The sequence below is a fragment of the Raineya orbicola genome (assembly GCF_002843425.1).
Lineage (GTDB): Bacteria > Bacteroidota > Bacteroidia > Cytophagales > Thermonemataceae > Raineya > Raineya orbicola.
The window spans coordinates 26,530-51,058 of record NZ_NKXO01000017.1 but is presented as its reverse complement, the minus strand read 5'-3'; the positions used below and the strand labels follow the sequence as shown (position 1 = coordinate 51,058).

The following is a 24,529-nucleotide window of genomic DNA, read 5'->3' as shown; positions in this document are numbered from 1 at the left end:
AACTTTGCTTCAAAAGTTAAAGCGATGAGCAACCGAGTGTTTTTTCCCTATGGCATCAGTAATTTTGAAAAAATTGTACGAGAAAACCTTGTTTTCGTAGATAAAACAAATTATTTGCCTTTATTAGAAAATTATTCCAATATTGCTTTCCTGCGTCCTCGCCGTTTTGGGAAAAGTTTGTTTGTTTCGCTTTTAGAACATTATTACGATATGAACCGAAAAGAAAAATTTCAAGAGCTTTTCGGCAAATACTATATCGGCAAAAATCCTACCCCACTGGCTAACGCTTATCGGATTTTGTTTTTTAATTTTAGTGGCATCAATACTGAAACAGAAGAAAAAAGTCGGGCAGGATTTATTTCTAACATCAAATCAGCATTAGAAGAGTTTTTTATCAAGTATGCCCTCTTTGATAGAACCTTGCAACAAGAAATTCTAAATCATTCAGAAACAAGTGAAATTCTAAGTCATTTTTTTAGAAAATATGCCGCTTTTTACAAAGAACCTATCTACCTGCTCATAGACGAATATGACCATTTTACCAATGAAATCTTAATCCGTGATTTGCAAGAGTTCAAAGAAACCGTTTCCCTGAATGGCTATGTTCGTAAGTTTTACGAAGCTATCAAAAATGCCACACAACAAGGTGTCGTTGATAGATTTTTTATCACGGGCGTTTCACCTATTACATTAGATAGCCTCACAAGTGGCTTTAATATCGTGAGGCACCTAACCCACGAGAAAGACTTTGAGGCAATGATGGGTTTCACTGAAAGTGAAGTTAGGGACTTGCTTGGGCTTGTCCTTCAAGATAAAAGGCAAGAAGAAGCTGTTTTGAACGATATGAGGCGGTATTACAACGGATACAGGTTTTACCCTTCAAGCCAAGAAAATATTTACAATTCTGATATGGTTTTGTATTTCCTTGACCACTTCAAACAACAACAACAATACCCTCGCCAAATGCTTGACCCCAACATTGCCCCCGACTATGGAAAGCTCAAAGCAATGTTTGAAGTCGCTAATTGGCAAGAAAATATTAAAGTATTAGAGGAGGTTTTAGAAAAAGGGTACGTAGATACTCAACTGATTTTGCAGTTTAATTTTGAAAAATATTTCGGTAAAAAAGAATTTATCAATTTTCTTTTTTATTTAGGCAACCTCACTATTCAAGAAACCGATATTACAGGAACTATCCTTTTCAAAATTCCCAATCAAGTAATTGCCGAGCTATATTGGCAATATTATGCCGAAATTTTGCAAGAACAAGCCAACTTGCACACTGAAGCAGATTTAGTTTTATCAGCCGTAAGAGAAATGGCTATTAGTGGAAAAGCAACAATATTTTTCGGGTTGGTGCAGAAACTTTTACAACATCTTTCCAATCGCGATTTTATTCGCTTTGATGAAAAGCATATCAAAATGGTGCTGATGGCGTATTTCATTCAGTCTAATATTTTTTGGGTGCAAAGTGAGCGAGAAATCAGCGGGGGCGGGTATGTGGATTTAGAGCTTTTTATCAGACCCAATAACCCTTTCAAGCATCATCAGTTTGCTATTGAACTGAAATATCTCAAAAAAGAGGAGACCCATTTACTTCAAAACACTATGCAAGAAGCCAAAGAGCAAATTTTGCACTACTATCAGCAAGATACTTTGCTAAAAAGCAAAGAACAACTGCATCTGCTTGCCGTAGTGGTAGTAAAAGATGAAATTTTTGTAGAGGAAGTAAAAATTCAAATCGTATGAATAGCCAAGTATTTTTTCCTTATGGCATCAGCAATTTTGAAAAAATTGTACGAGAAAATCTCGTTTTCGTAGATAAAACAAACTATTTGCCTTTATTAGAAAATTATTCCAATATTGCTTTCCTGCGTCCTCGCCGTTTTGGGAAAAGTTTGTTTGTTTCGCTTTTAGAACATTATTACGATATAAACCGAAAAGAAAAATTTCAAGAGCTTTTCGGCAAATACTATATCGGCAAAAATCCTACTTCATTGGCTAATTCTTATCGGATTTTGTTTTTTAATTTTAGTGCAATTGATACTCGTACTTCTGAAAGCAGTTATAGAGACTTTTTGAACAGCATTAAAATTTCGGTACGTGATTTTTTGATAGGATATGGCTTGCTATCTTTGCGTGAAGCAAGAGAAATACTTGATGAGCCAACTCCTGAAATAATTTTAAGGAGTTTCTTCGGTTTTTATGAAAAAAATCATTTCAATCATAAAATCTACCTGCTCATAGACGAATACGACCATTTTACCAATGAAATTTTAATCCGTGATTTGCAAGAATTCAAAGAAACCGTTTCCCTGAATGGCTATGTTCGTAAGTTTTACGAAGCTATCAAAAATGCCACACAACAAGGTGTCGTAGATAGATTTTTTATCACGGGCGTTTCACCTATTACATTAGATAGCCTCACCAGTGGCTTTAATATCGTGAGGCACTTAACCCACGAGAAAGACTTTGAGGCAATGATGGGTTTCACTGAAAGCGAAGTCAGAAACTTGCTTGGGCTTGTCCTTCAAGATAAAAGGCAAGAAGAGGCTGTTTTGAACGATATGAGGCGGTATTACAACGGATACAGGTTTTACCCTTCAAGCCAAGAAAATATTTACAATTCTGATATGGTTTTGTATTTCCTTGACCACTTCAAACAACAACAACAATACCCTCGCCAAATGCTTGACCCCAACATCGCCCCCGACTACGGAAAACTCAAAGCAATGTTTGAAGTCGCTAATTGGCAAGAAAATGTAAAAGTACTAAATGATGTTTTAGAAAAAGGGTACGTAGATACTCAAATGATTTTGCAGTTTAGTTTTGAAAAGCACTTCGGCAGGAAAGAATTTATCAACTTTCTCTTTTACTTGGGTAACCTGACTATTCAAGAAACCGACATTACAGGAACTATCCTTTTCAAAATCCCTAATCAAGTAATTGCCGAATTATACTGGCAATATTATGCCGAAATTTTGCAAGAACAAGCCAACTTGCCCGCAGAGGCAGATTTAGTTTTATCAGCCGTTAGAGAAATGGCTATCAGTGGAAAAACAGAAAGTTTTTTTACATTAGTGCAGAAACTTTTACAACATCTTTCCAATCGCGATTTTATTCGCTTTGATGAAAAGCACATCAAAATGGTGCTGATGGCGTATTTCATTCAGTCTAATATTTTTTGGGTGCAAAGTGAGCGAGAAATCAGCGGGGGCGGGTATGTGGATTTAGAGCTTTTCATCAGACCCAATAACCCTTTCAAGCATCATCAGTTTGCTATTGAACTGAAATATCTCAAAAAAGAGGAGACCCATTTACTTCAAAGCACTATGCAAGAAGCCAAAGAGCAAATTTTGCACTACTATCAGCAAGATACTTTGCTAAAAAGCAAAGAACAACTGCATCTGCTTGCCGTAGTGGTAGTCAAAGATGAAATTTTTGTAGAGGAAGTAAAAATGTAAAAAATTAAAGTTTTCATCTTTCAAATGCAAAGAGCGACTTTTTAGTCGCCCTTTATTGAAAAAAAGTAAATTTAAGTCTTAAATGGCTTTTTTGTACTTTTCAGCTACTTTGTTCCAATCTACTACATTGAAAAAAGCGGCTACGTAATCGGCACGGCGGTTTTGATATTTCAAATAGTAAGCGTGTTCCCACACATCTAAACCTAAAATAGGCGTACCACAACGTACTCCTTCAATATCCATCAAGGGGTTATCCTGATTGGCAGTAGAGCATATTTTCAGGGATTTATCTTCCATTACACAAAGCCAAGCCCAACCAGAACCAAAACGCCCCATAGCGGCTTTGGAAAACTCCTCTTTGAACTTATCAAAAGAACCAAAAGCCTTATTGATAGCCTCGGCAAGCTCTCCTGTGGGCGTACCACCCCCATTAGGACTCATAATTTCCCAAAAAAGTGTATGATTGTAATGCCCACCGCCATTGTTACGAACTGCCACAGGATATTTGCTAATATTTTTGCACAAATCCTCAATACTCATATTTTCAGCATCGGTGCCTGCAATGGCATTATTGAGATTAGTTACATAAGCGGCGTGATGTTTGCCATAGTGGATATTCATTGTTTGAGCATCAATATGAGGCTCAAGAGCATTTTCAGCGTAGGGTAAAGGTGCTTGTGTGAATGCCATAGTTGAAAAAGTTTTAGGTTAAAGAACTATACACCGTAAAAACAAACAAAATTACATTTAGTTTCGCAATTCAGCAAAGAATTTTTTTAATAGCTCGCTACATTCTTGTTCCATTATGCCACCTATTATTTCTGTTTTGGGGTGCAAAAGGTTGCCCCAACGGCTAAAACCTCTGTGTTCGTCTTTTGCTCCAAACACAACTCTACTGATTTGCGACCAAGCAAGTGCTCCTGCACACATTACACAAGGTTCAAGCGTAACGTAAAGCGTACAACCTTGTAAATATTTGCTTCCCAAATGATTAAATGCAGAAGTTAAAGCAATCATTTCGGCGTGAGCCGTTACGTCTTGCAATTTTTCAGTCTGATTATAGCCTTTGGAAATGAGTTTTTCGTTAGCCACCACAATTGCTCCAACGGGGATTTCTTTTTCTTCATAAGCGATAAGTGCTAAATTATAGGCTACTTGCATCCAAAAAAAATCACTTTCCTTCTGTTGGATTTTTAGGTTCATTTTCTTTCAAATTCCTGATTTTTACCGATTGCATAATTTTAGGTAACAACGGCTGCCAAATAGACTGATACTTGGCAGGGCAATTGAAATTCACTACTACAATTCTATTTTCTACCACCGTGTACATCATATAGTTGTAGCGGCTCAAAGCATTTTTTTTGCCCATTATGCTTTCTTTATCATCTTCTACGGTGCCTACAAATTCCAAAACTACAAATCGTCTTCTGTTAATAGTTCGTACCTCTTCTGTAAAAAATTGAACTTTCGTGTAACTGGCTCGCAAACTACCTTTGTAGAGGTCTTTGAGCATTGGAATATCTTGCTCCTGCCAATAATTGTTCGTAATATTTACGCCCAAATCTATTTCTCCTGCGGGGTCAGAATACATTGCAGAAGGTTTTTTAGTTGTCAGATATTTTTTGGCAAGAGCCTCATCGGGCATAAGCGTAAAATCCGAAGGCACAAGCATACTGATACCGGGCGTCAGGAATGTTTTTTTGAGTTTGATATTTTGGGCATCTGCCCAAAAATGCGTTAAAAATAAATTTAACAATAGCCAATAATGAATTTTTAGCATTTTTCCTGCAATTTTTTGCAAAATTAACTTCTTTATATTTACTTTTTACATTTATGAAAAAATAAGAAATCTCTAATCACCATTCCAAAGGTTTTTTTTCTAAAAAAGAGGCTATTCCTTTCTTGCAGTCGGCGGTTTGACGAGCAAGAGCATTTTGCTGTGCGGCAAAACTAAGAGCCTCCGAGATAGGCATTGTAGGCACTTGGGCTATCATATTTTTAGTGGTTTGCATACTCATTGCAGAATTACTTTTGCAAAGATGTAAAGCAAACTCTTTCACTCTGTTTTCTAAATTTTCGTTAGGTACAATTTCGTTGATTAAACCATATTCCAGTGCCTTTTGAGCGGAAATTAAATCCCCAGAAAGAAGCAATTCTTTGGCTCTGCCCTCCCCTATTTTGCGAAGTAAAAATACCGATACAATAGCAGGAATAAATCCAATTTTTACTTCTGTATAGCCAAATTGAGCATCAGGCACAGCAAAAGAAAAATCACAAACAGTGGCAAGTCCCGCCCCACCTGCAATGGCGTGTCCGTGAATTTGAGCAATTACCACTTTGGGGTGTGTGTAAATGATTTCAAAAAGTTCTTTCAGATTAGAAGAATCGGCTAAATTTTGCTCGTAAGTATTATTTTGCAAAGTTTGCAAATATTCTAAATCTGCCCCTGCACAAAAAACCTTTCCTGTGGCACGTAATACAATCACTTTGGCGGATTCATCATTTTGAGCCTTCCCAAAAGCCTGTTTTAGTTCTTTTACAACTTGTTCGTTCAAAGCATTGCGTTTACCAGGGCGATTGAGCGTAATGTATGCTATGCGGTCTTGCGTATGATACTGCACAAAATTCATATGCTTACAAATTAAGGTTGCCCAAAGATAAACATTTTCTCAAATCAAAAAGCCTTTCCCAACAGAAAGGCTTTTGATTGGCAAAATTTTTATGAAAAAATTACTTTCCTCCTTTCATACCTTTTTCAATCATACCATAAAATTCTTCAATTTTAGGCATCACTACCACACGGATACGGCGGTTTTTAGCACGATTTTCGTCAGTATCGTTAGCTACCAATGGCAAAAACTCACCTCTACCCGCAGGAATAAGACGTGCAGGATTTACCCCCATACGCTGATAGAGCAAGCGAGCGAGTGAAGTAGCTCTTTTCACGCTCAAATCCAAATTGTCGTAAATATCACCTTTTCTTTTGTAGGGTACGTTATCAGTATGACCTTCTATCAGTACATCAAAAGTAGGGCGGTCTTTGAGTACTGCGGCAATAGCTTCTATCTGACGAAGGGTTTGAGGGTTATCCGTACGAATATCATAGCTTCCTGTTTTGAATAAAAGCTTTTCAGAAATGCTAATCATCACAACTGCTTTATCTACATTTACCTCAATATCTTGGTTATCTGTACCCACAGCACGTTTGAGCTGGGTAACAAGAGCTATGGTCATTGAGTCGCGTTTGTTGATAGCCTCGTTCAAGGTTTTAATTTGCAGGTCTTTTTCTTTCATTTGCTCCAAAGAAACTTGCAAGTTTTTGGCTTGCTCGGAAGAGAGCGTGGACATTTCCGTTACCTGACGAATCAGCTTTGCATTCATTTCCTTCAATTCTTTCACTTCACTTTCCAAGCGGGCTTTATCATTGTTGCAAGCATTCAAAGCCGTTTTGGTAGATGCTAAATCCGTTACATAATCTTTATTTAGTTTTTCTAAACTTGCATATTTTGCCTCTAATTCTTTGAGCTTCTTTTTGGGTACGCAAGCAAAAAAAATCAAAGGCATCAATAAAAAAAATCCTAAATGCTTCATAGAAAACAGGGTTTTGAGGTTGAAACAAAATTTTATGCAAACTTACACACAAAACTGCCATACTTCCAAAAGGTTTGAAAAAAAAGACCTGCCACAAAGTGCAACAGGTCTTTTATCCTTCAACCAGCTATGATTACCTCAAAGTTAAGAAACTTTTATGAATATTCAAAGATTTTTTTGAATTTTTTTAAGTAAAGAAGCATAAAGAAAAACTTTACGTCTATTCAGATTGGCTTGATTTTTGTTTTTTTGTTACATTTGTAAGATAAAATCTCCAAAAATGAAAAACTATCTACTTCTTATTTTACTTGTGGCAATTTTGCAAATATCTTTTGCACAAGGATTTAAGCAAATGCATATAAACACCGATAATGCTATTCGTTTCGTAGAAAACAAACATCAATGGGAAGATACCGTTCGCTACCGAGCAGAACTGAATAGCGGTTATCTGTTTGTTTATGCCAATGCTTTGCAATATAGTTTTTATGATGGCAAAGCACTTTTCTACCGCAAACACCCCGAACTTTTTCCACAAGAAGTGAAAAATGGTATCAAAGCTCATAGTTTTGTAGTAGATTTTTTGAAAGCTAATCCACGCACACGCATAGAAGCACGCCGTAGTAATGCTGAAAGTTATTTTTTCTATAAAGGCAATAACCCCAAGCATTGGGCAAGCGATGTAAAAAGCTATCAAGAACTTTATTACCACAATCTTTACAAAAGCATTGACTACCGAATTTTTAGTAAAGGTGAAAATCTGAAATATGAGTTTATCGTCAAGCCACAGGCTGATGCTCGTAAAATTCAAATGCACATCAAGTTTGCCGATGCAGTTGAAATCTTGCCTGACGGCTCGTTGGAGATAAAAACTTCCGTAGGCAGTGTGTATGAAAAAAAACCTTACAGCTATCAAATCATTGAAGGTAAAAAAGTAGAAGTTCCTACTGAATTTGTTTTGAAAAAAAATGTTGTAAGTTTCTATTTTCCCAAAGGTTACGACAAGGATTATCCGCTCATCATAGACCCCGAACTTATTTTTTCGACTTATTCAGGAGGGCGTTCCGATAACTGGGGCAATACAGCCACTTTCGATAACAATGGCAAACTCTATTCAGCAGGCACTACGTATGGAACAGATTTTCCACGCTTTACAGGGGCTATCAAAATTGGTTCGGGCGGTTTGAATAACCAAGACCTACGAAGCGATATTGCTCTTTTTCGCTACAATGCCACAGGAACTACTTTGGAGCAACTTATTTTCATCGGTGGTAATAGTTCCGAAGTAGCTCATAGCTTGGTAGTGGATAAAGATAACCGATTGCTTATTTTAGGCACAACCTCTTCTACAAATTTTCCTATTACGATGGGTTCAATTTTCGTGGGTGGTAGCAGTGTCAATCTTTTAGGCAATGATTATGCCAATGGTAGCGATATTTTTGTAATGAAAATCAATCCGAATGGCTCACTGAACCGCTCTCGCCTCATTGGCGGTACAGGCAACGATGGCATTAAACCTCGTGATATAGCTATCACCTTCATTCATAATTACGGAGACGAATTGCGAGGCGATATTTACACCGATGAAAATAAAAATGTTTATATTGCTTCTACCACTCGTTCAAGTAGTATTGCAGGCATTTCTGGTTCTCTACAAGGTTCGCAAGACGGCTTGGTAGTAAAAATGGACGAAAACCTCAATTTTCTTTGGGGTACATATTTGGGCGGTAGCGGGCTGGATTTCGCTCTTTCTATCAAAACCAATACCGCAGGCGAAGTATATGTAGGCGGAGGCACTACCAGCAATAACTTTCCCGCTACCGCTAGTGGTATGCACGCCACTGCGAGAGGAAGTGATGATGGATTTATAGCGAAATTTTCACCCACAGGTACGCTTCTGCAAGCCACTTATGTAGGTACTTCTGCCGCAGATATGGTTTTTTTGATAGATTTAGATGCCGAGCAAAATGTGTATGCTTTCGGGCAAACTTTTGGCAATTACCCCGTGAGTGCAGGAGTGTATAACAACCCCAATAGCGGGCAATTTATTCATAAAATCAATGCTAATCTCAATGCTTCGCTTTGGAGTACGCGTATAGGTGCAGGCGATGGCAATCCCGATATTTCGCCTACGGCTTTTATGGTTGTTACGGAAAACAATTGCGGAAATATCTACATTGCAGGTTGGGGCGGAAATACAAATAGAAATTCAGGGGGAAATAACAATGGCAGTGATGTTAGCAATATGCCTACTACAAGCGACGCTATCCGTAGAAATAGTGTAAATGGTAGTGATTTCTACTTGGCAGTGTATCGGAAAGATATGCAAGGATTGATTTATGCTACATTTTTTGGAGAAAACTCTACTGATGAAAACGGCGACCACGTAGATGGCGGTACCAGTCGTTTTTCCAAAGATGGTACAATTTACCACGTGGTTTGTGCCTCTTGCCGTGGCACAAATGGCTTTCCAACTACCCAAGGGGCTTGGTCAAGAAGTAACGGCAGTAGTAATTGTAATAACGCCGCTTTTAAGATAGCTTTTGATATTTCAGCAGATTTTCAGGCTCAAGACCCTAAAAACGGCTTTGCTGTTATTAAAAAAGATAGCGTAGTATGTGTAGATAGACTTTTTTTCAAAAATCTTTCCATAGGAGCACAGGGATTTTTATGGCAAATTTTTGATGAAAACGGCAACCTGATTTTTTCCCAAAATACCCAACGCGATTTCTTTTTTGATTTTACAAAAGGTGGAATTTACACCGTTCGTCTTACTATTTTCAATAATTCATCTTGCAAATCCCCTTTGATTGTAGAGCAAAAATATGATATTACTATTCCCGGATTTGTTATTACGGATAGCCTTTCGGTTTGTCAGGGTTCAAGTGTGCAACTTTCCGCAAGCGGTGCAGTGAGTTATCAGTGGTCTCCTCCTACGTACCTCAACAATCCTAATATTCCTAATCCTATTGCTACGCCTTTGGAAGATATTACTTACACGCTTTTACTTCAAAATGATAGTTGTACGGCTCAAAGAAAGATTATCATAAAAGTAGATAAACTACCTGAATTAGACTATGAGGTTCGTTTAGTAAAAGATTGTTTTTCGCCGTATAGTGTAAAATTCAGACTTATTGTCCCTGATAGCTTGCTTTTAGATGTAACTGACGATAGAGTTACTTGGACTTTGAGCAATGGGGTTATTCTGCAAGGCATTGAACCTCCGCTTTATACTTTTCCCAATCAGAATGATGAGCAAGGGCAAAACTACACGGTTACTCTATCATATGCCAGCCGAAAATGTCAAAAAGTAGTGCAAAGGGAGTTTGAAATTCCTTCGCTACGTATTCCGCCCAATACCATAACCCCCAATGGAGACGGCATTAACGACACTTTTGCCATAGAAGAAAAAGGAGCTAAACTCACTATTTGGAACAGATGGGGCAAACCTATTTACAAAACCGATAATTATCAAAACGAATGGGGTATGCAAAAAGAAATTGTAGCAGGTTTGTACTACTATCAATACGAAACTCCTTCGGGTGCTGTTTGTAAAGGATGGATACAGGTAATGAAGTAAAAATCATTCTAAAAACTGACTTTTGTCATTCATTCTAACTTATCTTTCATTTAGATTTGCTACAAAGATTTGAATAAAACCTTTATTCAAACCTTGCTATCAAAAACTTAGGTGTAAAACTCTTGGAGTAAGGAAGGTAATTTTGTTACCTTCCTTCTTGCGTTTTTTTAAGAATAGACAGGCTTGTACTCTACATCATCAATCATCATTTTAGCAATAATTTCTCGCATAATTTCAGACGTTCCCCCTGCAATAGTACCTACACGAGCATCACGATAGGCTCGGCAAACCAAATAATCTTCCATATAGCCATAGCCTCCAAAAACTTGCAAACACCTATCTACTACTTTGTTGGCGAGTTCAGAACAATGCAGTTTCACCATAGAACATTCCTTTACAGCTACTTCGCCTTCATTTTGTAGCCAGCAAGTATGATACACCATTTGCTCGGCGGCATACAACTCGGTAGCCAAATCGGCTATCGTATGACGTAGGGTTTGGTATTTAGCTATCTTTCTGCCGAAAGCTTCTCTTTCGTGCATATAACGAATGGTCTCCTCCAAAATCCATTTAGAACTCGCTACCGCCATAATTCCCGCCACTAAACGCTCCAGCTGAAAACTTTCCATAATATAGTAAAACCCAAAATTTTCTACACCTACCAAATTTTCTTTGGGTACGCGAACATTATCAAAACTAATTTCAGCAGTATCAGAGCTATGCCAACCCATTTTTTTGAGCTTGGTACGTGTGATACCTTCACTATCCAAATCTACCACTATCAGACTTATCCCCCCCGCCTTATTTTCAGGATTGGTAGAAACCGCAAGCGTAATAAAATCGCCATAAGTGCCATTGGTAATAAAGGTTTTCGCACCATTGATAATATAAAAATCGCCATCTTTTACGGCTTTGGTACGTATAGATGCTACATCAGAACCCGCCCCTGGCTCACTGATGCCCAAAGCGGCAACTTTTTCACCTGCAATTGCAGGAACAAGATATTTTTGTTTCAGAAAATCACTTCCCGCCCTAAAAATGTGGTTGATAGCCATATACTGATGAACACTTACGGCTGTTGGGAAGCCCCCTGCTCCTACTTTGGCAATTTCTTCCAAAAATACTACCGAATACCAAAAATCTGCCCCTACCCCTCCATATTCAGCAGGGAAATTCAAACCTAAATAACCCTGCTCTCCCATTTTTTTGAAAATTTCTTTGGGAATACGCCTCTCTTCCTCCCAAGCATTGATGAAGGGAATAACCTCTTTTTGTAAAAACTTTCTAACACTATCACGAAATAAGTTGTGCTCTTCTTTGAAATAGAGTGATTTCATAAGCATTTAATTTTGAAATGAAATATAAAAAATTTGTTAGTAAAACGCTGATTGCCTGAAAATGTTTTATTCTACTTTTGCAAGCAAGTAGATAAACGCTGTGAAAAATTGTTTTTCTGTAAGAAAAAAACTTATTTGCTCGTTGTAAAAAGTGTTTTATACAAATTTAGAAAAAGGTTACAGATAATCAATTACTGCATAGGAGTATCCTTTTTCAAAGGTTTCAATCCGTGTTTTTCACCTACTTTAAGCATATATTCAAAGGCTTGGGGCAAGGCATTGGGGATTTCTCCTTCCAAGATAGCCTCTCGCACCTCTGCTTTGATGTTTCCTACTTCGGGACAAGGTTTCAAGCCAAAAGTTTGCATAATCAGTTCTCCTGTAATGACCGGTTGGAAATTTCGCAAGCGGTCTTTTTCCTCAATTTCTTTGAGTCTTTGTTCTACTTTATCAAAGTTAGCAAGATACTTTTTTACTTTTTGGTGGTCTTTGGAGGTAATATCAGCACGGCATAGTTGCATTAAAGCCTCCAAATCGCTTCCTGCCTCAAAAAGCAAACGTCTTAAAGCTGAATCTGTGATATTATCTTTCACCAAAGCAATGGGTCTCAGGTGCAAACGCACCAATTTTTGCACAAAACGCATATTTTCACCCATAGGCAATTTGAGTTTTCGGAAAATATGCGGTACCATTTTAGCACCTTTTTCTTCGTGTCCGTGAAAAGTCCAGCCAACCTTTTCATCAAAGCGTTTGGTGGCAGGTTTGGCTATATCGTGTAAAATTGCCGCCCAACGAAGCCATAAATCCTTAGTTTTCTCACTTAAATTATCCAACACTTGCAAGGTATGATAAAAATTATCTTTGTGCCTTTTATCACCTACGGCTTCTACCCCTTGCAATTCTACCATTTCAGGGAAAATGTAATGCAAAAGCCCCGAATGAAAAAGCAACTTGAAGCCATAAGACGGCTTATCGGAAAGAATAATTTTGTTGAGTTCATCAGTGATACGTTCTTGGGAGACAATCTGTATGCGTTCTTTATTCCGAATAATTGCTTCAAATGTTTCAGGGGCTATATCAAAAGCAAGTTTTGAGGCAAAACGTATAGCCCTCATCATTCGCAAAGGGTCATCGGAAAAGGTAATATCAGGATTGAGCGGCGTTTGGATAATTTTTTTACGCAAATGTTCCACACCGCCAAAAGGGTCTATGAGTGTAGCAAAATTCTGCTTATTCAAAGAAATGGCAAGTGCATTGATAGTAAAATCTCTGCGATGTTGGTCATCTTGTAAAGTACCATTTTCTACAACAGGCTTGCGAGAATCTCGGCTGTACGATTCTTTCCTTGCTCCTACAAACTCCAAAGTCCATTCTTTATAGCGAAACATTGCCGTTCCGAAATTACGATAAGTGGTTACAGAAATGTTTTCATCTAACTTTTGAGCAACTTTCAGAGCAAACTCCACCCCACTACCCACACAAACAATATCAATATCCTTACCTATACGTCCCAGAAGCAAATCTCTCACAAACCCACCTACCAAATAGGCTTCTGTGCCAATTTCTTGGACAATTTGAGCCAGTTGGGCTAAAAACGAATTTTCTGCAAATATATAATCAAATTTATCAGACATTTCCTAATCACAAAGTTTTATCGCACACGTACATACGGATAACAATCAATCACGTGGCTTCTCATATACCTACCTTTTGATTCTGCTTCGAGTAACTCCTCAAATACCTTTGAAGGTACTTCAAAATATTGATATACTTGTCCCTGTTTGAATTTTACTTCTAAAATTTCCTTTTTAGCATCGTAAGCTACCGAAGTAATCATTGAGGATTCTACTGCAATGTGCTTCATTTTAAGAGTTTTTTATTCCCACTCAATAGTAGCAGGCGGTTTAGAGGATATATCCAATACCACTCTATTCACCCCTTTCACCTGATTGATGATTTGGTTAGAAATTTGAGCCAAAAACTCGTAGGGCAATCTTGCCCAATCGGCGGTCATTCCGTCTGTACTCGTAACCGCACGCAAAGCCACTACTCGCTCATAGGTACGCTCATCACCCATCACCCCTACACTCTGCACTGGTAATAAAATTGCCCCCGCCTGCCAAACTTGGTCATAGAGTTCGGCTTTTTTCAAGCCTTCAATAAAAATAGCATCTACTTCTTGCAAAAGTTTGACTTTTTCAGCGGTAATTTCGCCCAAAATCCGAATAGCAAGCCCTGGTCCAGGAAAAGGGTGTCTGTGCAAAATGTTAATAGGCAAGCCCAATTCTTTCCCGATATTTCTCACCTCGTCTTTGAAAAGCATTTTAAGCGGCTCTACCACTTTCAAGTTCATTTTTTCGGGCAAGCCTCCTACATTATGATGCGACTTGATAGTAACCGAAGGACCTGAAACACTCACGCTTTCTATTACATCAGGATAAATGGTGCCTTGTGCAAGCCATTTTACATCTTTAATCTGTCCTGCTTCACGTTCAAAAACATCAATAAATATTTTCCCGATAGCTTTTCGCTTGGCTTCGGGGTCGGTGAGACCTGCAAGGGCTTGGTAAAATTCTACTTTGGCATCAACCCCTTTTACATTCAAACCTAAATCTTGGTAGGAATGTAATACGCTTTCAAATTCATTCTTACGCAAAAGTCCATTATCAACAAAAACACAATACAGGTTTTTCCCGATAGCTTTGTGCAAAAGCAAAGCCGCTACGCTGGAATCCACTCCTCCTGAAAGACCTAATACCACTTTATCATTTCCTAATTCTTTTTTCAGAGCCTCTACACTGCTCTGAATGAAAGAAGTGGCTGTCCAAGTAGGCTGACAGCCGCAAATTTCCAAAACAAAATTCTGCAAAATCTGCTTCCCTTCCAAGGAATGTGTAACTTCGGGGTGAAACTGCAAACCAAAAGTTGCTTCATTTTGCACTTGAAAAGCCGCAACAGGTATGCTTTCGGTACGGGCAATGGTTACAAAATCAGAAGGTATTTGGGTAATCGTATCACCGTGGCTCATCCACACTTGCGAATGAGGCGAAATATGATGAAAAAGGGGATTATCCGCTTCAAATTCCGTCAGGTTAGCTCTGCCATACTCGCGTGTAGCCGATGGTTCAACATTTCCGCCAAATTTTTGAGCAAGCAATTGAGCACCATAGCAAATTCCTAAAACAGGCACTTTTTTACGAATAGCTTGCAAATCTATGTCTGGGGCATTGTTATCTCTTACAGAACAAGGACTTCCAGAAAGAATAACGCCCTTTATTTCTGGGCTTATTGTTGGCAAATGGTGAAAAGGATAAATTTCGCAGAAAACGTTCAATTCTCGTATTCTGCGGGCAATGAGCTGGGTATATTGCGAGCCAAAGTCTAAAATAATGATTTTGTCCATTGTAATATTAAGTTGGGACGGCAAAGATACAATAAATTAAGCCAAGATTAAAATGATTTTTTAGACTTTCAAGAAAAAGACAAGCCCCAACGAGCTTGCCTGCTGATAAATTATTTAAAGTTAATTTTTTGAGGTGGGCTTCCCAAATATGGGCAATTCATCAAATCTGCTACACTCGTGAAAGCAACAGGCGTTTTTTCGTATCCGAAATTATCAAAAAGTGTTTTAGTGCTTTCGCTTACCCCCATACCTACCTCTACATCGTGCATAGTCATTTGGCAAGGATGCTCATAGCCGCAAGCGTGGGCAATTTCCAAAACTTCTTTCCGAAAAGTTTTGATGTAATTAGCAAAACGAACAGATTTGAGAGCGGGGTCTAATCCTCCCATAAGCCATTTGTTTTGTGTAGCCACCCCTGCGGGGCAACGATTGGTATGGCAAACTTGTGCCTGAATGCAACCTATAGAAAGCATCGCCTCACGTGCTACGTGTATGCAATCTGCCCCCAAAGCGAAAGCCATAAGAGCCTTAGCAGGAAACCCTAGTTTGCCTGATGCAATGAAAACAATTCGGTCTGTAAGTCCTCTCTTCTGAAATACTTTATAAACTTCTGTAAAAGCAAAAATAAAAGGCAAAGAAACGTGAGCAGAAAAAGAGTGAGGAGCGGCACCCGTTCCCCCTTCGCCTCCGTCAATAGTGATAAAATCAGGTCCTTTTCCTGTTTTGAGCATTAAATCTGCTAGTTCCTCCCACATTTCCATTTTCCCAACGGCGGCTTTGAAACCTACAGGCAACCCTGTTTTTTCAGCGATATTTTCAATAAAATCTAATAATTCAGGAACATTGCTAAATGATTTATGATAAGCAGGCGAAATAGCATCTTCACCCACTTTCAAACCTCTTACTTGGGCAATTTCCTCAGTTACTTTTTTCCCGGGCAAAATTCCTCCTTTACCCGGTTTAGCTCCTTGTGAAAGTTTGATTTCAATAGCTCTGATAAAAGGATTTTTTTCAACTAACTCCACCATTTTTTGCATTGAGAAATTTCCTTTTTCATCTCTCACACCAAAATACCCTGTACCGAAATGGAAAATTACATCTGCTCCGTTGGAATGATAAGGCGAAAGCCCACCTTCACCTGTATTATGATAGCAACCAACCATTTTCGCTCCTAAATTCATCGCTTGTACGGCATTTTTAGAAAGCGAACCATAGCTCATCGCCGAAATATTGATAATAGAGTAAGGTCTAAAAGGGCGTTTGCGTTTGTTGTAAAGTCCCATTACTTTGGCACAAGGCACAAAATAAGGGTCTTTACGATTAGGGTGGTCTTCTGGCATACGATAGGCAAAAAGAGCTGGATTGATAAACACGTGTCCTGCGGCATAAAGGTCTTTATCTGTACCAAAGCCCTCTAAGTTGTTTTGTTGTTTGGAAGAGGCATACACCCAAGACCGCTCACTACGATTGAAAGGTAGTTCTTCTCTGTTATTAGCCACAATATATTGCCGAAGTTCAGGACCAATAGATTCCAACAAATACCGCAACCTGCCTATCACGGGAAAATTGCGTTTGATGGTTTGAGCCTTGTTCGTTAGGTCGCTGATAAGCATATAAATCAGGATTATGGGGATAAGAAGCCACAAGAAATGTAAGCTCCACTCCTCCCACTGAATAATTTTTTCAATCCATTCAGAAATTTTTTCCATAAGCATACGAATTTTAGGTGCGGTCTGAAAATACAAAAAATTCCGTATAAAGCAAATTTTTATCAGTTTTGAAAAAACATTTTTTCGTAACATTCAAAGTGCTTAACTTTGTGATACAAAGATTTTATATCAAATGCTTTGGTTTCAAGAAACTTCCAAATTTGGCTCTAAAATCGCACTTTGCGATGAAAAAGGGCATTATACGTATCAAGAGCTTTATGAAAATGCTCAAAAAGTAGCTTACTTTTTGATGCACCAACTACACACTAATTCTTTGCAAGGTGCGAGAATTGCCTATTTATTTCCTTCTTGCAAGGAGTACGTAGCAGTACAATGGGGTATATGGCTGGCAGGAGGAATCGCCGTACCACTTTCGCCACTTCACCCCAAGGCAGAAATGGAATATTTTATTCAGGATAGTGAGGCTTCTTTGGTAATCTTACACAATCAATTTACTTCCGAAAACTTTTCCGTACCAAGTCTTACTTGGCAAGAAATTGAATATCGTTCAGAAAATTTACAAGGTTTTTCTGCTCTACCCAAAGTACATTTAGAAAACCCTGCCTTAATGATTTATACCTCTGGCACCACAGGCAAGCCCAAGGGTGTAATACTTACACACAAAAATCTGGCTTTTCAGATTGAAACCCTTGTAAAAGCTTGGGAATGGAAAGAAAACGATAAAATTTTACACGTACTTCCACTACATCATATTCACGGCATCGTTAATGCTTTACAATGTGCTTTGTATGCAGGTGCGGAGGTTGTTTTTTTGCCTAAATTTGAAGCTCAAATAGTTTGGCAAATGTGGCAAAAAGAAGTATTTTCGGTTTTTATGGCAGTGCCTACTATCTACAACCGCCTCATTGCCGAATGGCATAAAGCCAGCGAAACTGAAAAAATCGCTATGCAAAATGCCTGTAAATCTATGAGGCTAATGATTTCGGGTTCGGCGGCTTTACCTGTAAGTATTTTAGAGGAATGGAAAAACATCAGTGGGCATTTTCTATTAGAACGCTATGGAATGAGCGAAATAGGTATGGCTATCAGTAACCCCTTGCACGGAAAACGAAAAGCAGGCTCGGTAGGTTTGCCCTTACCTGATATTCAAATACGTTTGGTTGATGACAACAACCAACCAGTACCACAAGGCGAAGCAGGTGAAATTCAAGTAAAAGGAGATAACGTGTTTGTGGGTTACTGGAAAAAAGAACAAGCCACTGCTGAATGTTTTACTGCTGATGGCTTTTTTAGAACAGGTGATATAGCCCTGAAAGATGACGAGGGCTACTACAAAATTTTAGGCAGAAAATCTACGGATATTATCAAGACCGCAGGATACAAGGTTTCAGCTATTGAAATTGAGGAAACCTTACGCCAACACCCACAAATTAGCGATTGTGCAGTAATAGGCATCTCCGATGATGATAAAGGCGAAAAAATTGTAGGTTTTGTTATTGCTAAAAATAAGGAGCTTGATGAAACCTCTTTGAAAAACTGGCTGAAAGAAATCCTTGCATACTATAAAATCCCTTCCAAGGTTCTTTTTGTAGAGGATTTTCCTCGCAATGCTATGGGAAAAGTAATAAAACCTGAACTCAAAAAACTACTCAAATAGCCGAAGGAGCAACCAAAATCTTAAAGTTCAATTGGCTGATTCGTTTGAAATCTTCTCCAAGCAAACGCATATCATCATCGTCTTCTTCGTAGTACCAATGTATTTCTACTTCTCTGCCCGTGGATTTGAGTTTGCGAAGTTTTCGCAAAATTTCGGAAATATACATTGAGGAACTAGTGTTGCAATACATTATGTTGAAAGTCGCTATTGTTTTAGCAGGTGCTTTTTCGATGTATGCATCAAGCCATCGCAAAATAGGCGTAAAGAAGGAGTAAGAATCCTCGGGTATAGAAACCCCCGAAAACTCAATTTTTCCTTCATTGGCATTAAGCACTACATCAGCAGTTTGTTCGGTAGCCTTAATTATTAAGTTTTCCATAGCAAGGCAATTTGCAGAAGTAAAATTTTCTATTTTTGCAAAGCTAATAAAATTTTATTTTCAAGCAACTGCAAAAAGCAAAGAAAAATTACATCTTTTTTCAAAACTTAAAGTTTGGCTTTATGCAAATCAGAGAAGTAATAAACCTCTTGGAAGGTTTTGCACCCACTATTTATCAAGAAAGCTATGATAATGCAGGTCTGATTTATGGTAATTTGGAAGCAAACATTACAGGCATCTTGATAAGTTTAGATATCACAGAAGCCATTTTAGACGAGGCTATTCGTGCAAATTGTAATCTCATAGTAGCCCATCACCCTATCGTTTTCAAGCCTTTGAAAACTTTTACAGGCAAAAATTATGTTGAAAGAGTACTTATCAAAGCTATTCGGCAAAATATCGCTCTGTATGCCATTCATACCAATCTGGATAATGTACAAAATGGTGTAAGTTTCCACATTGCCTCTATTTTGGGTTTGAAAAATATAAAAGTTTTAGCACCCACTACGCAAAATCTGTACAAACTCACAACTTTTTGCCCACCCGATTACGCACAAAAGGTTTTAGAAGCACTTTGGCAAGCAGGGGCAGGTCAAATCGGTAATTATCAAGATTGTAGTTTTCGTTTGGAAGGTATGGGTACCTATCGCCCCAACGAAAAAGCTAATCCTTTTGCAGGTACGCAAGGCTATTTGGAGCAAGCCCCCGAAACAAGGTTGGAAGTAATTTTACCTGCTCACGCCAAAAATGATATTTTCAAAGCACTACGCAAAGCTCACCCTTACGAGGAAATTGCTTACTATTTGCACCTCTTGGAAAATGAAAATCAGGAAATAGGAGCGGGAGCGATAGGAATGTTAGAAAATCCAATGACCGAAAAAGATTTTTTGGGTTATTTGAAAGAAAAAATGAATCTGAAAGTCATTAAGCACACCGCTTTACTCGGAAAGCCAATTCAAAAAGTAGCCTTATGTGGTGGAAGTGGTTTCTTTTTACTCAAAAAAGCTATTGCACAAAAAGCAGATGTTTTTATTACCGCAGATATCAAGTATCACGAATTCTTTGATGCTGATGGGCAAATTTTGCTTGCAGATATCGGACACTACGAAAGCGAAGTTTTTACCAAAAATCTAATCACAAAAATTTTACAAGAAAAAAATCCTCATATTCCATTAAAAATTTCTCAAATTTCTACCAATCCTATTGATTATTTTTTCTAAATTTGCGGTTTGAAACGAAATCCCAATTTGTATGGCACAAATAGCAGAAAAAAGCATTGAGCAAAAATTAGAAGCTCTTTTGAAGTTGCAAAAAATTGATAGCGAACTGGATAGCATAAAACGCTTGCGTGGGGATTTGCCCAATGAAGTACAAGACCTTGAAGATGAAATTGCTGGTTATCAGACACGCATACAGCGATTTGAGGAGCAAATCAAGGAGTGGGAACAGGTTATCAACGAAATGAAAAATCGCAAAAAAGAAGCTGAAAAGCTCATTGATAAATACAAAGGGCAACAAATGAATGTAAAGAATAACCGCGAATACGAAGCCCTTGCCAAAGAAATAGAATCCGAAGAGCTAGAAATTATACTATGCGACAAAAAAACCAAAGAAGCCAAAGAGAAAATTGATGCTAAAAAAGCTGAAATTGAAAACGTAAAAAAGACCCTCACAGAGCGTAAAAAGTTTTTAGAAGAGAAACAGAAAGAACTTACCCAACTCATTGAAGAGAGCGAAGAAGATGAAAAAAATCTTTTGATTCAAAGAGAAAAGCAAAAAAATCAGATTGATGAACGTTTGCTTGTTTCTTATGAGAAAATTCGCAAAAACTCCTCTAATGGCTTGGCAGTAGTTCTTGTACGAAGAGATGCCTGTGGCGGTTGTTATAGTATGGTACCTCCTCAAAGACAGGTAGATATTCGCGAAAGAAAAAAAATTATTGTTTGCGAACATTGTGGAAGAATTTTGGCAGGTGTAGAAGAAATACAACAAGTAGCAGAAGAAAAAACTACTCGCAAAAAAGGACTGAAAAAAATTTCTGAGGAAGCATAATCGCTCTCACCTGCTAATTCCGAAAATTATACAGCAGATATGTACATCAGTGCGTATCTGCATTTTTTCTATGCTACCCTTAACTAAAATGTTCTACCAATGCAACTTTCTGACTTTGACTACCACTTACCCCCTGAACTTATAGCCCAAGAGCCTTTACCCCTACGCGACCAAGCCAAGTTGCTATTTTACAATAAAGGCACTATTGCCGACCATATTTTCTACGAATTGCCTCAAATTTTACCCCAAAATAGCTTTTTAGTTTTTAACAATACCAAAGTTATTCCTGCTCGTTTGCTTTTGCAAAAATCTTCGGGAGCGTGGATTGAAATTTTCTTGCTTGAACCCGTAGAACCTCATAGCCTTGTAACCATAGCTATGCAGGCTCGTAGGCGATGCTTATGGGAATGTATGATTGGTAATAAAAAACGTTTCAAAGATGCTATTGAAGTTCCTATCACTATCAGAAAAGAAGAATTAAGCCTTAAATGCTCACTTGTAAGCGAAAACCGAGTGCTCTTTGAGTGGGAAAATGAAAAAGTTAGTTTCGCTGAAATTTTAGAATGTTTAGGTAAAATTCCTTTACCTCCTTACATTAAAAGAGAAGTAAGCGAAAAAGATAAGGAGCGTTACCAAACTATTTTTGCTCTGAAAGAAGGAGCTGTTGCCGCCCCTACGGCAAGTTTGCACTTTACTGAAAATGTCTTTGAAAATCTCAAAAATAAAAATATCTCTTATGATTTTCTTACTTTACACGTTGGAGCAGGAACATTTCAACCTATTAAAGTGGCTAATTTTCAAGAACATAAAATACATTCAGAACGTTTAATAGTTTCATTACAAAATATTGAAAATTTAATAAACAATGTTCATAAAAATATTATCCCTGTGGGTACAACCTCAATGCGTACGCTTGAAAGTTTGTACTGGTTCGGAACAGAAATTATTTTAGGAAAAAGCCACTCTCCTATTTTGCATATAAAGCAACAAGTTCCTTATCAAATACCCGTCTCTCAACACCCCCCTTTGCAGGAAGCTCTACAAGCTATCAAAGAACTTATGCAGCAACACCAAATAAACGAACTGCAAGGAAGCACAGAAATTTATATTTACCCAAGTTATGATTTCAAGGTCTGCAAGGGACTAATTACTAATTTTCATATGCCACAAACTACGCTTATTTTACTTATAGCCGCATTTGTAGGCAATGACTGGCGAAAAATCTACCAACACGCTCTACAAAACAACTACCGATTTTTAAGCTACGGAGATTCTTCCTTACTTTTACCTTCGTAACTGCAATAGATTTTGCTTTTTCCAAACATTTTTTCAAAATTTGCAGTCTTGTTTTTATTTAGCCTAAAACAAGAGCAAAACTTAATTTTCTAAATCAAGCTATGCAAAATTTAAGCGAACAAGAAATTTTGAGACGTCAGAAACGGGAGGAACTGATGAAAATGGGCATAGACCCCTACCCCGCCGAAACTTTTGAAGTTACGGCATATGCCCAAGAAATTTTGCAAAACTTTCCTCAACAACCCGAAAAATATCAAGCGGTATCTCTTGCAGGTAGGCTGATGAGTTTTCGGATTATGGGCTCGGCTTCTTTTGCCGAACTGCAAGACTCCACAGGTAGAATACAGATTTATGTACAAAGGGACGATATTTGCCCCACCGAAGATAAAACCCTCTATAATACGGTTTTCAAAAAACTTTTGGATATTGGCGATATTATTGGCGTACAAGGTTTTGTCTTTACCACCAAAACAGGTGAAATAACCATACACGTCAAAAGTTTCAAATTGCTCTGCAAATCTTTGCACCCTTTGCCTATCGTAAAAGAAGTAAAAGATGAGCAAGGCAATGTAAAAACCTACGACGCCTTCACCGACCCCGAACAACGTTACCGCCAACGTTATGTAGATTTAATTGTTAATCCTCACGTAAAAGATATTTTCATTAAACGCTCAAAACTGGTTAATTCTATTCGGCAATTTTTGCAAGAAAGAGGCTACTTGGAAGTAGAAACGCCTATTCTGCAACCTATTCACGGCGGTGCGGCGGCTCGTCCTTTTATCACGCACCACAATACACTGGATATGACGCTCTACTTGCGTATTGCTAACGAGCTTTACCTCAAAAGACTTATTGTAGGTGGTTTTGAAGGGGTTTTTGAATTTGCCAAAGATTTCCGCAACGAAGGTATGAGCCGTTTTCACAACCCTGAATTTACACAAGTAGAAATTTACGTTGCTTACAAAGATTACAACTGGATGGCTGATACCGTTGAGGCAATGATTGAAAAAGTCGCTTTGGACTTACACGGTACTACGCAGGTACGCGTAGGTGAGCATATCATTGACTTCAAACGCCCTTGGAAGCGTTATACAATGCAAGAAATCATTTTGCAATTTACAGGTTTAGATATTGAAAAACTTTCTGAAAGCGAACTTGCTCAAGAAGCCCAAAAAATGGGAATTGAGGTAGATGACTCTATGGGAAAAGCAAAGCTCATTGATGAAATTTTTGGTGAAAAAGTTGAGCCTCACCTCATTCAGCCTACTTTTATTTTAGATTACCCCGTGGAAATGTCGCCACTAACTAAAAAACATCGCAGTAAGGCAGGTTTGGTAGAGCGTTTTGAGGTCATTTGTAATGGCAAAGAAATCTGCAATGCCTATTCCGAACTTAACGACCCCATTGACCAACGAGAACGCTTTGAAGAGCAACTTCGCCTTGCCGAAAGAGGTGATGAGGAAGCTATGGCAATGGACGAAGATTTCTTACGAGCTTTGGAATATGGTATGCCCCCTACGGCAGGTATTGGCATCGGCATTGATAGGCTCACAATGATAATGACCAACCAGCCCTCTATTCAAGAAGTAATATTTTTCCCGCAAATGCGTCCTGAAAAAAAGCCTCAAATGGCTAAAATAGAAGATTACACCGCTTTGGGCATCAGGGAAGAACTTGTACCTATTTTGCAAAAAATGGGTATTCTCACCATTGAGGAACTTAAAAAATATGAAGTCAATAAACTTTTCAATGATATTTGTGGAATGCGAAAGAAAATGAAGTTGGATAATGTCAAAAATCCTACCAAAGAAGAAGTAGCCTCGTGGTTAAGTTAAAAAAACAAAATTTTGTGTATATGTGGCAAGAACAAAATAACGAACTTCGGGCAAAATTTGAGTTTTCTGATTTTTCGGAAGCCTTTGCCTTTATGACGCAAGTAGCCCTGCTTGCCGAACAAATGAACCATCACCCTTGGTGGGCTAATGTGTATAATAAAGTAGAAATTGCCCTTACCACTCACGATGCAGGCAATATCGTTACCGAAAAAGACCGCAAGTTGGCGTCTGCAATTGATAAAATTTATGCCAAATATCAAAAATAGCT

Annotated in this window: 20 protein-coding genes; 9 read left to right on the top strand and 11 right to left on the bottom strand. The window is 38.2% G+C overall.

Going from position 1 to position 24,529, the window contains the following annotated elements:
* The first annotated feature begins 24 nt into the window (after window positions 1-24).
* Together Rain11_RS06520 and Rain11_RS06515 are read left to right on the top strand one after the other, a co-directional pair.
* Complete coding sequence (locus tag Rain11_RS06520; protein ID WP_101358542.1) at window positions 25-1,749, top strand: AAA family ATPase; 1,725 nt, start codon at window positions 25-27, stop codon at window positions 1,747-1,749.
* The gene (locus Rain11_RS06515; RefSeq protein ID WP_101358541.1) at window positions 1,746-3,464 is read left to right on the top strand and encodes an AAA family ATPase; all 1,719 of its coding nucleotides are present in this window, start codon (window positions 1,746-1,748) and stop codon (window positions 3,462-3,464) included. The genes Rain11_RS06520 and Rain11_RS06515 overlap by 4 nt, the downstream gene beginning before the upstream one ends.
* A 78-nt stretch (window positions 3,465-3,542) precedes the next feature.
* On the opposite strand, the gene Rain11_RS06510 is transcribed toward Rain11_RS06515, so the two are convergent.
* From Rain11_RS06510 to Rain11_RS06490, 5 genes are all read right to left on the bottom strand, one after another.
* Window positions 3,543-4,154 carry a superoxide dismutase gene (locus Rain11_RS06510; protein ID WP_101358540.1) on the bottom strand — a complete coding sequence of 204 codons (612 nt, stop codon included), beginning with the start codon at window positions 4,152-4,154 and terminating at the stop codon, window positions 3,543-3,545.
* Window positions 4,155-4,211: 57 nt separating this feature from the next.
* A complete protein-coding gene (locus Rain11_RS06505; protein ID WP_243390552.1) occupies window positions 4,212-4,667 on the bottom strand; it encodes a nucleoside deaminase in 456 nt (151 codons plus the stop codon).
* Complete coding sequence (locus Rain11_RS06500) at window positions 4,636-5,244, bottom strand: hypothetical protein (RefSeq protein ID WP_133121525.1); 609 nt, start codon at window positions 5,242-5,244, stop codon at window positions 4,636-4,638. The genes Rain11_RS06505 and Rain11_RS06500 overlap by 32 nt, the downstream gene beginning before the upstream one ends.
* Before the next feature lie 76 nt (window positions 5,245-5,320).
* On the bottom strand, window positions 5,321-6,094 hold the full coding sequence (locus tag Rain11_RS06495) for an enoyl-CoA hydratase/isomerase family protein (protein WP_101358538.1): 774 nt from the start codon (window positions 6,092-6,094) through the stop codon (window positions 5,321-5,323).
* A 100-nt stretch (window positions 6,095-6,194) separates the two neighbouring features.
* Window positions 6,195-7,055 (bottom strand): OmpA/MotB family protein, encoded by an 861-nt coding sequence (locus tag Rain11_RS06490; RefSeq protein ID WP_101358537.1) that lies wholly within the window; start codon window positions 7,053-7,055, stop codon window positions 6,195-6,197.
* Window positions 7,056-7,335: 280 nt separating this feature from the next.
* Between Rain11_RS06490 and Rain11_RS06485 the strand changes: the two genes are divergently transcribed.
* Window positions 7,336-10,632: a DUF7948 domain-containing protein gene (locus Rain11_RS06485; protein ID WP_101358536.1), complete on the top strand. Its 3,297-nt coding sequence runs from the start codon at window positions 7,336-7,338 to the stop codon at window positions 10,630-10,632.
* A 167-nt stretch (window positions 10,633-10,799) separates the two neighbouring features.
* Here the strand turns inward: Rain11_RS06485 and Rain11_RS06480 are convergent, their stop codons facing one another.
* From Rain11_RS06480 to Rain11_RS06460, 5 genes are all read right to left on the bottom strand, one after another.
* Window positions 10,800-11,969 (bottom strand): acyl-CoA dehydrogenase family protein, encoded by a 1,170-nt coding sequence (locus tag Rain11_RS06480; RefSeq protein WP_101358535.1) that lies wholly within the window; start codon window positions 11,967-11,969, stop codon window positions 10,800-10,802.
* A 191-nt stretch (window positions 11,970-12,160) separates the two neighbouring features.
* Window positions 12,161-13,603, bottom strand: a complete 1,443-nt coding sequence (locus Rain11_RS06475; RefSeq protein ID WP_101358534.1) for a CCA tRNA nucleotidyltransferase — start codon at window positions 13,601-13,603, stop codon at window positions 12,161-12,163.
* A 17-nt stretch (window positions 13,604-13,620) separates the two neighbouring features.
* Complete coding sequence (locus Rain11_RS06470; protein ID WP_101358533.1) at window positions 13,621-13,833, bottom strand: KTSC domain-containing protein; 213 nt, start codon at window positions 13,831-13,833, stop codon at window positions 13,621-13,623.
* Window positions 13,834-13,845: 12 nt separating this feature from the next.
* Complete coding sequence (gene guaA / locus Rain11_RS06465) at window positions 13,846-15,372, bottom strand: glutamine-hydrolyzing GMP synthase (RefSeq protein WP_101358532.1); 1,527 nt, start codon at window positions 15,370-15,372, stop codon at window positions 13,846-13,848.
* A 110-nt stretch (window positions 15,373-15,482) separates the two neighbouring features.
* A complete protein-coding gene (locus Rain11_RS06460) occupies window positions 15,483-17,081 on the bottom strand; it encodes an FMN-binding glutamate synthase family protein (protein ID WP_101358560.1) in 1,599 nt (532 codons plus the stop codon).
* Window positions 17,082-17,214: 133 nt separating this feature from the next.
* On the opposite strand from Rain11_RS06460, the gene Rain11_RS06455 reads away from it, so the two are divergent.
* Window positions 17,215-18,699 carry an acyl-CoA synthetase gene (locus Rain11_RS06455; protein WP_101358531.1) on the top strand — a complete coding sequence of 495 codons (1,485 nt, stop codon included), beginning with the start codon at window positions 17,215-17,217 and terminating at the stop codon, window positions 18,697-18,699.
* On the opposite strand, the gene Rain11_RS06450 is transcribed toward Rain11_RS06455, so the two are convergent.
* Window positions 18,692-19,078: a DUF1987 domain-containing protein gene (locus tag Rain11_RS06450; protein ID WP_101358530.1), complete on the bottom strand. Its 387-nt coding sequence runs from the start codon at window positions 19,076-19,078 to the stop codon at window positions 18,692-18,694. The genes Rain11_RS06455 and Rain11_RS06450 overlap by 8 nt on opposite strands.
* A gap of 122 nt (window positions 19,079-19,200) precedes the next feature.
* On the opposite strand from Rain11_RS06450, the gene Rain11_RS06445 reads away from it, so the two are divergent.
* From Rain11_RS06445 to Rain11_RS06425, 5 genes are all read left to right on the top strand, one after another.
* Window positions 19,201-20,298: a Nif3-like dinuclear metal center hexameric protein gene (locus Rain11_RS06445; RefSeq protein ID WP_101358529.1), complete on the top strand. Its 1,098-nt coding sequence runs from the start codon at window positions 19,201-19,203 to the stop codon at window positions 20,296-20,298.
* A 31-nt stretch (window positions 20,299-20,329) separates the two neighbouring features.
* Window positions 20,330-21,130 (top strand): zinc ribbon domain-containing protein, encoded by an 801-nt coding sequence (locus tag Rain11_RS06440; RefSeq protein WP_101358528.1) that lies wholly within the window; start codon window positions 20,330-20,332, stop codon window positions 21,128-21,130.
* 99 nt (window positions 21,131-21,229) lie between these two features.
* Window positions 21,230-22,426 (top strand): S-adenosylmethionine:tRNA ribosyltransferase-isomerase, encoded by a 1,197-nt coding sequence (locus Rain11_RS06435; protein ID WP_101358527.1) that lies wholly within the window; start codon window positions 21,230-21,232, stop codon window positions 22,424-22,426.
* A 101-nt stretch (window positions 22,427-22,527) separates the two neighbouring features.
* Complete coding sequence (lysS, locus tag Rain11_RS06430) at window positions 22,528-24,261, top strand: lysine--tRNA ligase (RefSeq protein WP_101358526.1); 1,734 nt, start codon at window positions 22,528-22,530, stop codon at window positions 24,259-24,261.
* A gap of 20 nt (window positions 24,262-24,281) precedes the next feature.
* Window positions 24,282-24,527 carry a 4a-hydroxytetrahydrobiopterin dehydratase gene (locus tag Rain11_RS06425; RefSeq protein ID WP_101358559.1) on the top strand — a complete coding sequence of 82 codons (246 nt, stop codon included), beginning with the start codon at window positions 24,282-24,284 and terminating at the stop codon, window positions 24,525-24,527.
* Window positions 24,528-24,529: the final 2 nt, after the last annotated feature.

Excerpts from the sequence above, each read along its gene's own strand:
- Rain11_RS06505 (WP_243390552.1), bottom strand. The coding sequence starts at position 4,667 with ATGAACCTAAAAATCCAACAGAAGGAAAGTGATTTTTTTTGGATGCAA.
- Rain11_RS06520 (WP_101358542.1), top strand. The coding sequence starts at position 25 with ATGAGCAACCGAGTGTTTTTTCCCTATGGCATCAGTAATTTTGAAAAA.
- Rain11_RS06475 (WP_101358534.1), bottom strand. The coding sequence starts at position 13,603 with ATGTCTGATAAATTTGATTATATATTTGCAGAAAATTCGTTTTTAGCC.
- guaA (WP_101358532.1), bottom strand. The coding sequence starts at position 15,372 with ATGGACAAAATCATTATTTTAGACTTTGGCTCGCAATATACCCAGCTC.
- Rain11_RS06515 (WP_101358541.1), top strand. The coding sequence starts at position 1,746 with ATGAATAGCCAAGTATTTTTTCCTTATGGCATCAGCAATTTTGAAAAA.
- Rain11_RS06440 (WP_101358528.1), top strand. The coding sequence starts at position 20,330 with ATGGCACAAATAGCAGAAAAAAGCATTGAGCAAAAATTAGAAGCTCTT.
- Rain11_RS06495 (WP_101358538.1), bottom strand. The coding sequence starts at position 6,094 with ATGAATTTTGTGCAGTATCATACGCAAGACCGCATAGCATACATTACG.
- Rain11_RS06445 (WP_101358529.1), top strand. The coding sequence starts at position 19,201 with ATGCAAATCAGAGAAGTAATAAACCTCTTGGAAGGTTTTGCACCCACT.
- Rain11_RS06500 (WP_133121525.1), bottom strand. The coding sequence starts at position 5,244 with ATGCTAAAAATTCATTATTGGCTATTGTTAAATTTATTTTTAACGCAT.
- Rain11_RS06480 (WP_101358535.1), bottom strand. The coding sequence starts at position 11,969 with ATGAAATCACTCTATTTCAAAGAAGAGCACAACTTATTTCGTGATAGT.
- lysS (WP_101358526.1), top strand. The coding sequence starts at position 22,528 with ATGCAAAATTTAAGCGAACAAGAAATTTTGAGACGTCAGAAACGGGAG.
- Rain11_RS06450 (WP_101358530.1), bottom strand. The coding sequence starts at position 19,078 with ATGGAAAACTTAATAATTAAGGCTACCGAACAAACTGCTGATGTAGTG.
- Rain11_RS06485 (WP_101358536.1), top strand. The coding sequence starts at position 7,336 with ATGAAAAACTATCTACTTCTTATTTTACTTGTGGCAATTTTGCAAATA.
- Rain11_RS06490 (WP_101358537.1), bottom strand. The coding sequence starts at position 7,055 with ATGAAGCATTTAGGATTTTTTTTATTGATGCCTTTGATTTTTTTTGCT.
- Rain11_RS06460 (WP_101358560.1), bottom strand. The coding sequence starts at position 17,081 with ATGGAAAAAATTTCTGAATGGATTGAAAAAATTATTCAGTGGGAGGAG.
- Rain11_RS06425 (WP_101358559.1), top strand. The coding sequence starts at position 24,282 with ATGTGGCAAGAACAAAATAACGAACTTCGGGCAAAATTTGAGTTTTCT.
- Rain11_RS06435 (WP_101358527.1), top strand. The coding sequence starts at position 21,230 with ATGCAACTTTCTGACTTTGACTACCACTTACCCCCTGAACTTATAGCC.
- Rain11_RS06455 (WP_101358531.1), top strand. The coding sequence starts at position 17,215 with ATGCTTTGGTTTCAAGAAACTTCCAAATTTGGCTCTAAAATCGCACTT.
- Rain11_RS06510 (WP_101358540.1), bottom strand. The coding sequence starts at position 4,154 with ATGGCATTCACACAAGCACCTTTACCCTACGCTGAAAATGCTCTTGAG.
- Rain11_RS06470 (WP_101358533.1), bottom strand. The coding sequence starts at position 13,833 with ATGAAGCACATTGCAGTAGAATCCTCAATGATTACTTCGGTAGCTTAC.